Below are 9,720 nucleotides of genomic sequence, written 5' to 3' on the forward strand. Positions count from 1 at the left end.
TGTCGCTCAGAGCCGGGCAAACATGCACACACCCTGGAGACGCACGGCCCCCGACAACCACCCCGTCTGCGAGACGCAACGGCCACCCGACAGATGGCCGGTCACAGCCCGGCGAACCGCTCCTTGACCTGCTCGGCGGTCAACCCGTAATCGGCCAGCGAATACGTATGCTTCGGCGCCCGGCTCCCGGTCTTGCTTTCGGCGTGGATCTTCGCCATCGACGCACGCGCGTCATCGGTCAGCGTCAGACCGAAATACTTGTAGATGTCAGCCACCGTACCCAGCGGGTCGGCGATCAGGTCACGGTAGTCCACGTCATAAAACTGCGCCGAATCATATTTCGCCCGAGCCGTATTGAACCGCTCCAAGCCGCGCGCCCAGGTGTCCATGTTGTCAGCACCGATCTGGGCACCGTCGAACGTCGTCGACCACCCCTCGGCGGTGTGCTGAGCCAGGGAGCACATCGACGCCATGATCGTCTCCACCGGCCGGTGGGTCTGAATCACCAGCGCGTCGGGATAGGTCGCCATCAGCGCATCCAGCGCGAACAAATGACTGGGATTCTTTAGTACCCAACGCTTGTCGACGTCGTTGAGACCGATCAGCTGAAGGTTGCGACGATGCCGCTGATAGGACGGCGTCCAGTCCTGCTGGGCCAACCATTGCGCATAACTGGGCAGATGCGCCAGCGTCTCGTACGACACCGAATGCAACGACTGCCGCAGCAGCTGCCAGCACTCCTCCAACTCGTATGCGGCCATGAAGTGCAAACCGGTGTAGCCCGGGTTGTCCGCGTGGTGCTGGGTGAATTGGTCATCGAGCCTGCGGTACAACGGGTTTGATTCCCAAGTGTCACGCGGCGGCCGCGGTTGCGGAAACTCGGCCAACCACATGTGCAGACCCTGGTGCGCCGGGTCGGCACCCAACAGTCGGTGCAGTGCGGTCGTTCCGGTACGCACCAGTCCCGTCACGAAAATGGGCCGCTCGATCGCAACGTCGGCGTACGACGGATACTGCTTCCACGCCGACTCGGAAAGCAGCCGAGCCACCAACGCGCCGCGCAGGAAGAACCGGTTCATCTTGCTGCCCAACACCGTCAAGCCAGCCTCGCGCTTGTAGGAGTCAAGCAGCACCGCGAGCGCCTCGCGATAGTTGTCGTCGTCGGTGCCGAAATCGTCCAGTCCGGTCAGCTTGCTAGCGGACGCGTGCAGTTCGTCGACGGTGGCTATATCAGTTCGCTCCGCCATTAGGTGTGGTACTCCCCGCAGTTGACATCCAGTGTCTGTCCGGTGATGCCACTGGACAGGTCGCTGGCCATGAACAGAATCGCCGACGCCACTTCGTCTTCGGTGGGCAACCGCTTGAGGTCGGAGTTTGCCGCGGTGGCCTCGTAGATCTGTTCGGCTGTGGTGCCGTACTTTCCGGCCTGGTGATTGAAATAGCCCTGCAGTGTGTCTCCCCAGATGTACCCGGGCGCAACGGAGTTGACGCGAATGCCTTTCTCGCCAAGCTCAGTGGCCAGCGACTGCGACATGGACAGCAGCGCAGACTTGGCCATCTTGTAGGCACCGTACTTAGCTTGCGAGTGGCGGATCACCATGGAGTTGACGTTGACGACGGAGCCGTGCGAAGCGGCCAAGGCCGGCGTGAAACCTTGAATTAACCGCAGCGCGCCAAGCGCACTCAATTCGATCGCGTCGCGTATGTGCTGAAAGCTGGTACCGGCCAACGGCTTCATCGAAGGGACCCGAAATGCGTTGTTGATCAACACATCCGCTTTGCCAAAGGCCTCCAGGCAGGCGTCGACGAGGTTGCTCACCTGATCGTCGTCGGTGATGTCGGTGGGCACCGCGACGGCCTTGCGGCCGAGATCGATGACCTGCTTGGCCACGTCGTCGAGTCGCTCGGCGCTGCGAGCCGCGAGCACCAAATCGGCGCCTTCGCTCGCGCATCGCCGGGCCAGCGTGGTTCCCAGCCCGGGACCCACGCCGCTGATCACCACTACTTTGCCGTCGAGCAAATTGGTCATCCCAGCATCCTTGCCTGAATTTGTTGTTGACGCAGCGCAATTCGTGCCCGCCAGTCATCCTCGGAAATCTTGTTGTGCTCGAAATAGGGCAGCGCAGACGAGACAGCGCCAACGTCCACTAATTCGACTGTGGGCCCGTCGGCCTCGCTCAATTCACGCGACACCCGCTGCCAACGGAACTGCAAAAAGCCTCGCCGATGCCCAAGCGTCTCAACCCAGTTGGTCACGCCGGGGTTCTGGTCACTGACCACGATGCGCACCTTCCCATCCGGATCAGCTTGTGCCTGAGTGTTGTTCAACGACGTCTGATGGTTGATGTAGTCCAGCGAGATGTACCACATGCTGCCCAACTGGAAGCCCAGATACGGCGCGTCGCTCACCGGAACCGTGATCACCAGCGCTTGATCCGGTTGCAAGTCGAAGTGCCCTACCGACGAATACTGGGTGGCCAGACCGCCCGGGGTCAACCGGGGCGCCACCATGGTGTTGACCGGGATTTTCAGGTAGAACCACTGCGGGAACTGCAGCCACGTCTTGACCCGGTTTACCAGCTGCTTTCCAGCTGTCGCATAACGCTTTTCGATGACTCGGCGGGTCAGCTCCGGCGGTGCGGTTCCGGCGGTGTCCAACCGTTCGATGGTCAGCGTGCCACGGGTCGCCGACCAGTCGGCGTATACCTCGCGCATCACCAGCTGCCCCGGGGTCTTGGGACGAAACCGCCACTCGAAGCTGCCGTCGGGAGCGATGTCGAGCTCGCGGTCGTCAAAGGCAGCCTGGCTGGCCGGCACATTATCGTCGGTGTACTCGCCGCCGAGCAGCTGGAAACTCAGGTCGGTGGTGGTCCCGCGCATACCCCGGACCACGTAGTCGTGTTCGGCGTGCACGCGGGTGCCGAAGTAGAGGGTGTCGGGGTTGTCCAACCCCATCTTGGTGAACGGCCCGGTTCCTGATTGCAGGAATGGGTGGTCGCGCTCGTAGTCGAATGCCAGGTGCATGCAACCGGCCACGCAGCCGGCGAGATACTGCAGCCCTTCGAGTAGGTCGGCCTCGGTCTCGATATGCGGAGCGGCGGTCACCAATTGCTCGGCTTCCGCAATCGCTTCGGTCAGCTGGTCAGTAAACACGTCATCGACGCTAGAACGTGTTCCTATTTTGAGTCAACCGCGAACATTTGCGCGTGTCGTACCCAACGCTTGCCAACGAAGCCTTATCACCTCATGAGGTACACAAGTTAGCCATTGTGATCAGCGCCTGGCGCACATCCGGGTGCCGGTTGAGGTAGTCGATCAGGTTGGTGCCCGACCCGGACGCTTGCGACCTCGCGGTGATCTCCGCCTTCACGTCTGGGTGCCGGTCCAGATAGCCCTGGACTTGCTCGGAGGCGGTCTGACCGAATGTGGTGTTGCACTGCTGGCCGGGATCGGCAGCAGCCACGGGAACCGCGATCAGCGCCGCTGCCGCGGCACCTAACAGACCGGCGGTCAGACGGCCCGGAATCCTCGAGGTCACGGTCATCGAAGTGCTCCTTCACGCGGAGAGCTGGTGCAGTCGAGAGTACTCGCGTGCGGACGGCAAAAACCGCGGCGAAAATCGCGCGATCAGCTACTTAGCAGTTCTGGAACCGCCGCTTCTGACCGCGACTATCGTTCCGGCAGCGAACAACGCGATCCCGGCGATCAGCCCGCCGAAACCTTGGCCCAGCACCGGGATCGGTGGTGATCGGTGCGGACTGCTTACAAAGCTCAAGCCGACGGCGGCCGCGGTGACGACGAGACCCGAAACCATGCACAACCGCATGTTGCGTTTCGACGGCGTCAACCCACGCCAACATCCTGCGAGCAGCAGTACCGCACCCAGCAGCGCGACAATCTCCATCAGGTGCTTCTTCGTCGAGATCGCCGTCCCGCTGTGTACGGCCAGTTCAAACGCCAGCAAAGCAAAGGTCAGCGGGACCGCACCCACACACGCAAGACGACCGGCTGCCTTCACCCGCGCTTTTCGCAACCGCAGTGCCGTCAACAGCAGCATGACGCCGACCGCACCGACCATGCCCAAGACAATTTTTGTAGGGGTGTACAAGTGTGTGTTGCCTCTGATCCCCAACGGTTGCCACACGTCGTAACTCATGTAGTGCCAGTAGCCGCTGTAGTCCTTCCAGTTGTAGGACGCGGTCCGCCAGCAGGTGAACATGGCGGCACCAATGAGGGCCGTAATAAGGATCAGCCCGACTCGAGCCAGCACGGCAGATCCGTTCACCGACTTTGCCGGTGTTTTGGAAACGAGCCGTTGTGGTTGGTTCCGGTCCGCGACGGTCGCCACGACAGCTGGGTCAACCGGCGGAACAACTCGTCGCTGCGGCGGGGCGGGGGGTTCGGGGTCCACAACAGTGGGCTGGGTGCTGGACGGCGGCGAGTACAGTGCCGCCCGCGCAGCCGCTGCGAACGCTCCGCAACTCGAGTACCGGTCGTCTCGCTCCTTGGCCATCGCGCACGCAAGGACAGCGTCCAGAGCGGGCGGCACGCCTGGTCGCACCTCGCTGGGTTTGGGAATCGGCGCTTTGACGTGTCCGGCCCACAGCTGCGGCAGGGTGCTGCCCGGGTAGGGGAGCTGTCCGGTAAGCAGATGAAATAGCGTGCAGCCCAACGAGTACACATCGGCGCGCCCATCGAGCTTGATGTTGTCGAATTGTTCGGGCGAGGCGTACTGCAGGCTCGCCACCAGCATTCCGGTCTGGGTCATCTGCGCGGTTTCGGCCAACGCCTTCGCAATACCGAAGTCCGCCAAGAGGACTCGTCCCGGCCGACCGGGCCCAGAGCGTTCCAGCAAGATGTTGGCTGGTTTGACGTCGCGGTGTAAGACGCCGGCGGCGTGGGCGTGGTCAAGCGCTTTTGCGGTCTCGGTGGTGATGTGCACGGCATGGGCCGGGTTCACCGGGCCGTGGCGTAATACTTCGGACGCGTCCGTCGAGTCGATGAACTGCATTGCTATCCACAGTTGATCGTTCGCGCGCCCACGGCGATACACGGTGACGATATTGGGGTGTTCCAGGCTGGCGGCATGTGCGGCTTCCAGTTCGAAGCGCGCCCGGATGTAGTCGTTTGCGGTCAGGTCGCGATGCAGCAATTTGAGCGCGACACTGCGCGGCAGTTCGGGATCCCGGGCCCGGTATACAGTGCCCATTCCGCCCTCACCAAGCGGTCGTTCGATGGTGTAGCCGGCAAACACCTCACCCGGTTGAAGTGTGAGCCGACCTGTCATCGCGCCATCCTTGGTGAGAACCTGACCCGATGATCGTAGCGATGGGGCTAAGCGTGCGCCCCCTGCTCGCGCTTGATTTCCAGCGTATGTCCGGCCCGGTGTCGTCACGACGTTTCCGGCGGACACGAGAGTGCGTGCGCTTCCCGCGCCGGCATGCTCGACCAAACTGCCGACCTATTGCAGGCCAAAGCCCTTCGCAAGAGCCGTAATCAATTGACCGAAGCCAGAGGTACCCGAACTGGCTCCGTAATTCAGGTAGCCCGAAGAAAACTGCCCAAAGTACAGCATTCCCGAGCTGAGAGTGCCATATCCCAACATACCGGAACTGGCGACGCCTACGAGATTTCCAAAGCCCGATTCCATCACCGTATATACCAGGTTGCCGTTGAAAAATCCTGAGTTGCCCACTGTGATGCCCTGGACGGGTATGCCGATATTGCGGAATCCCGAGTTCATGTCTCCCGCGTTGTTGAAGCCGGAGTTATTAGTCCCGATATTCCCATCGCCGGAGTTTGGGCCGGGACCGGAATCCACCGAGCCGAATCCGGTGGTTAGAGAGCCGGCATTAAAACCGCCGGTGTTGATGGATCCCGAGTTGGCCCAACCGGTGTTGACAGAGCCCGCATTGGAAGCACCCGTGTTGAAGTTACCTGAGTTGAAATATCCGGTGTTGACTTCACCCGCATTGAAGCCTCCCGAATTAAAGCTGCCCGCATTGAAGATACCGCTGTTGGCTATGCCACCGCTGCCGATGCCCGTGTTCAGCAAGCCACCGTTGGCGAAGCCGGTGTTCGCGGCGCCGGAATTTCCGAAGCCGAAGTTATGCCCTGCTCCAAGCGGAGGGGATCCGTTTAAACCGAAGGCGCCCGGCGCGAAACCCGCCGTGACGTTTCCAGAGTTTCCGACGCCGACGTTTCCGTAGCTCGAATTTCCGATCCCGAAGTTGCCGTCACCAGAGTTGAAGAAACCGACGTTGTTGCTGCCCGAGTTTCCAAAGCCGATGTTATTGCTGCCGGAGTTCAGCAGCCCCTCCAGATTGATGCCCACTTGATTGGAGCCAGTGAGTCCAATACCAAAGTTATTGTTGCCGCTGTTGCCGACACCGATATTCCAGTTGCCCGTGTTACCGAACCCTACATTGCCGATACCGGTATTCCCCAGGCCCATGTTATTGTTGCCACTATTGCCCGACCCGCTATTAGCGATGCCGGAATTGCCAAAGCCTGAATTGTAATTGCCAGCATTGCCACCACCGTTGTTGAAATTCCCAACATTTCCCACGCCGACGTTCCCATCGCTCGGCACAGCAACGGCACTATGGCCGATTCCTGCATAAGGGATTTGCGCCAGTGTCCTCCCGCTGGACCCGTTGCCGAATCCAATGTTGCCGACGCCGAAATTACCGGCACCTAGGTTGCCGCCCCCACTATTTCCACTGCCCATGTTGAACTGGCCACGGTTACCGCCACCAACATTGTTGTCGCCGACGTTGCCGTTTCCCACGTTCGCGCTGCCTGAATTGCCTCCGCCGACGTCGTGATCGCCGATATTGCCGCCGCCCACGTTCGGCAGATTCTGCAGCAGCTGCTGCAAGCCGCCCTGCCAAGACGTCAGTTCCGCCGCCGCCGCCGAGACGCCGCCGTGGTAACCCACCATTGCCGACACGTCCTGGGCCCACATCTGCTCATAGACGCCCTCGGCCTCCGCAATCGCCGCGGCGTTGAATCCGAACCAGTTCGACCGGACCAGAGACACCACCGCGTCGCGGATCCCCAGCACGGCTCCGGGATGCACCATTGCCGCCTGCGCGGCCTCGAACACACTGGCCACCACCCGCGCCTGGCTCGCCGCCCCCTGTGCCTGCGCTGCCGCCGTACCCAGGTAGGCGCTGTAAGGCACGGCTGCGGCCGCCATGGCCGCCGCGGATGATCCCTGCCACGACTCCCCCAGGCCGGTCAGTACCGACTTAAATGCGTCGCACGCCGTGGCCAGTTCGGAGGTCAGTGCATCCCACCCCGCCGCGGCCCGAAGCATCGGCTCTGCACCCGGACCAGCGAACATGCACGCCGAGTTAATCTCCGGCGGCAACCTCAAGAAACTCATCAAGCACAACCTTCCGCGGGTCCCTGTCGCCGCTCGGACAACATGCTAGGACGCTGCGCAGCAAAAAGCTCACGATCGGTCGGCTTTTTGGAACATTCGCTCCGGACATCGCCGCTTGGACGGCGTTACAGCACTAAAACGGCGCAATATGCGGGTGTCGAAACTGACCTCAAGCGCCGGGCGGCCGACTAGTACCTACCGCAGCCAGCAAACTGATCTCATCGCAACCCCATCAGCGTTTTACGGCGGTACCGTCCTGCTGCTCGCGCTTGATTTCCAGCGCAATATCGATCAGCTGATCCTCCTGGCCGCCGATCAGCTTGCGCTGCCCGGCGCGGTGCAACAGCTGGTGGGCCGGCACGCCGTACCGCTCGGACTGGCGCACCGCGTGCTTGAGGAAGCTGGAGTACACGCCCGAGTAGCCCATGATCAGCGCGTTGCGGTCGAGCAGGCATTCGGCGGGCATCGCGGGGGCCACCACCTCTTCGGCGGCATCGGCGATGTCGAAGAAATCGATGCCTGTCTTGACGCCGATCTTGTCGAACACCCCGATCAGGGCCTCGACCGGGGCATTGCCCGCACCGGCGCCGAATCGGCGGCAGGACCCGTCGATCTGCTTGGCGCCCGCGCGCACGGCCTCGACTGAGTTGGCCACCCCGAGCCCGAGGTTCTCGTGACCGTGGAAACCCACCTGGGCGTCGTCGCCAAGCTCGGCGACCAGCGCCGACACCCGATCGGCTACGCCTTCGAGCACCAGCGCCCCCGCGGAGTCGACCACGTAGACGCACTGACATCCGGCGTCGGCCATGATGCGGGCCTGGGCGGCCAGCTTCTCCGGCGGGATGGTGTGCGACATCATCAGGAACCCGACGGTCTCTAGGCCCAGCTCGCGGGCCAGCCCGAAGTGCTGGATCGAGACGTCGGCCTCGGTGCAGTGGGTGGCGATCCGGCAGATCGAGCCGCCATTGTTCTGCGCCTCTTTGATGTCCTCCTTGGTGCCCACGCCGGGCAGCATCAGGAAGGCGATCTTGGCCTCTTTGGCAGTCTCGGCCGCGAGCTTGATCAGCTCCTGTTCAGGCGTCTTGGAGAAACCGTAGTTGAACGACGAACCACCCAGGCCGTCGCCGTGCGTCACCTCGATCACCGGCACGCCGGCGGTGTCCAGCGCAGCGACGATCGCGCCGACCTCGTCCTTGGTGAACTGGTGACGCTTGTGGTGGGATCCGTCGCGCAGCGACGTGTCGGTCATCCGGACGTCCCACACCGGGTTGAAGAAAATGTCAGAAGTCATGCTTGTGCGCCTCCCGTCACGGCCAACGTCTCTTTGGCGATCTCTTCGCCGACCTTGGTCGCCGCCGCGGTCATGATGTCCAGGTTGCCCGCGTACGGCGGCAGGTAGTCGCCGGCGCCCTCGACCTCGATGAACGTGGTGACCACGTGGTTGCCACCGTTAACCACCGACGGCTCGTCGAACTGCGGCTCGTTGAGCAGTCGGTAGCCCGGCACGTAGGTCTGCACCTCGGCCACCACGTCCTTGATGGATTGGGCGATCGCATCGCGGTCGGCGGCGTCGGGGATGGCGCAGAAGATGGTGTCGCGCATGATCATCGGCGGGTCGGCCGGGTTGAGGATGATGATCGCCTTGCCGCGGGCGGCGCCGCCGATGTTCTTGACGCCTGCCGACGTGGTCTTGGTGAACTCGTCGATATTGGCCCGGGTGCCTGGCCCCGCCGAAACCGACGCCACCGAGGCGACGATCTCCGCGTATGGCACTTCGACGACCCTCGAAACCGCGTACACGATCGGGATGGTGGCCTGTCCGCCACAGGTGATCATGTTGACGTTCGGCGCGTCCAGATGTGCGCGCAGATTGGCCGGAGGGATGACCGCCGGGCCGACGGCGGCCGGAGTCAGGTCGATAGCGCGAATGCCGGCGGCCTCGTACTTCGGCGCGGCATCGCGGTGCACGTAGGCGCTCGTCGCCTCGAACACCAGGTCGGGCTTCTCGGGCTGCTCCAACAGCCAGTCCGCGCCCTTGTGGCTGGTCTCCAGGCCGAGCTTGCGGGCTCGGGCCAGGCCTTCGCTTTCCGGGTCGATGCCCACCATCCAGCGCGGCTCCAGCCAGTCCGACCGCAGCAGCTTGTACAGCAGGTCGGTGCTGATATTTCCCGATCCGACGATGGCAACACTTGCCTTGTTGGGCATGTTGACCCGCTCCTTACCTAACGGTCGCGACCGCGACTTATTCGATTTTGTCGCGACCCGCTTCGCCCGGCTACGCCGCGCTCGCGATCGCTGCTCTTCACTTTGTCGCGACCCGCTTCGCCCGG

Annotated in this window: 8 protein-coding genes; all 8 read right to left on the minus strand. The window is 62.6% G+C overall.

What is annotated here, in order from left to right; all coding sequences use genetic code 11:
- Positions 1-101 precede the first annotated feature (101 nt).
- Positions 102-1,247 carry a sulfotransferase family protein gene (locus A5634_RS26570; RefSeq protein WP_065147011.1) on the minus strand — a complete coding sequence of 382 codons (1,146 nt, stop codon included), beginning with the start codon at positions 1,245-1,247 and terminating at the stop codon, positions 102-104.
- On the minus strand, positions 1,247-2,029 hold the full coding sequence (locus tag A5634_RS26575; protein ID WP_065147012.1) for an SDR family oxidoreductase: 783 nt from the start codon (positions 2,027-2,029) through the stop codon (positions 1,247-1,249). The genes A5634_RS26570 and A5634_RS26575 overlap by 1 nt, the downstream gene beginning before the upstream one ends.
- Positions 2,026-3,153 carry a hypothetical protein gene (locus A5634_RS26580; RefSeq protein ID WP_065147013.1) on the minus strand — a complete coding sequence of 376 codons (1,128 nt, stop codon included), beginning with the start codon at positions 3,151-3,153 and terminating at the stop codon, positions 2,026-2,028. The genes A5634_RS26575 and A5634_RS26580 overlap by 4 nt, the downstream gene beginning before the upstream one ends.
- Before the next feature lie 91 nt (positions 3,154-3,244).
- Entirely contained in the window at positions 3,245-3,544 is a 300-nt protein-coding gene (locus A5634_RS26585; protein ID WP_065147014.1) for a hypothetical protein, read from the minus strand.
- An 87-nt stretch (positions 3,545-3,631) separates the two neighbouring features.
- Complete coding sequence (locus A5634_RS26590; RefSeq protein ID WP_065147015.1) at positions 3,632-5,287, minus strand: serine/threonine-protein kinase; 1,656 nt, start codon at positions 5,285-5,287, stop codon at positions 3,632-3,634.
- A 174-nt stretch (positions 5,288-5,461) separates the two neighbouring features.
- Positions 5,462-7,390, minus strand: a complete 1,929-nt coding sequence (locus A5634_RS26595) for a PPE family protein (RefSeq protein WP_065147016.1) — start codon at positions 7,388-7,390, stop codon at positions 5,462-5,464.
- A gap of 232 nt (positions 7,391-7,622) precedes the next feature.
- Positions 7,623-8,681 (minus strand): 4-hydroxy-2-oxovalerate aldolase, encoded by a 1,059-nt coding sequence (gene dmpG, locus A5634_RS26600; RefSeq protein WP_065147017.1) that lies wholly within the window; start codon positions 8,679-8,681, stop codon positions 7,623-7,625.
- Positions 8,678-9,595 carry an acetaldehyde dehydrogenase (acetylating) gene (locus A5634_RS26605; protein WP_065147018.1) on the minus strand — a complete coding sequence of 306 codons (918 nt, stop codon included), beginning with the start codon at positions 9,593-9,595 and terminating at the stop codon, positions 8,678-8,680. The genes dmpG and A5634_RS26605 overlap by 4 nt, the downstream gene beginning before the upstream one ends.
- Between the last annotated feature and the right edge of the window lie 125 nt (positions 9,596-9,720).

The organism is Mycobacterium asiaticum, from assembly GCF_001673365.1.
In the GTDB taxonomy this organism is placed as follows: domain Bacteria; phylum Actinomycetota; class Actinomycetes; order Mycobacteriales; family Mycobacteriaceae; genus Mycobacterium; species Mycobacterium asiaticum_A.

Coding starts and splice junctions, on each gene's coding strand:
- A5634_RS26570 (WP_065147011.1), bottom strand. CDS start 1,247: ATGGCGGAGCGAACTGATATAGCCACCGTCGACGAACTGCACGCGTCC.
- A5634_RS26575 (WP_065147012.1), bottom strand. CDS start 2,029: ATGACCAATTTGCTCGACGGCAAAGTAGTGGTGATCAGCGGCGTGGGT.
- A5634_RS26585 (WP_065147014.1), bottom strand. CDS start 3,544: ATGACCGTGACCTCGAGGATTCCGGGCCGTCTGACCGCCGGTCTGTTA.
- A5634_RS26590 (WP_065147015.1), bottom strand. CDS start 5,287: ATGACAGGTCGGCTCACACTTCAACCGGGTGAGGTGTTTGCCGGCTAC.
- A5634_RS26595 (WP_065147016.1), bottom strand. CDS start 7,390: ATGAGTTTCTTGAGGTTGCCGCCGGAGATTAACTCGGCGTGCATGTTC.
- dmpG (WP_065147017.1), bottom strand. CDS start 8,681: ATGACTTCTGACATTTTCTTCAACCCGGTGTGGGACGTCCGGATGACC.
- A5634_RS26605 (WP_065147018.1), bottom strand. CDS start 9,595: ATGCCCAACAAGGCAAGTGTTGCCATCGTCGGATCGGGAAATATCAGC.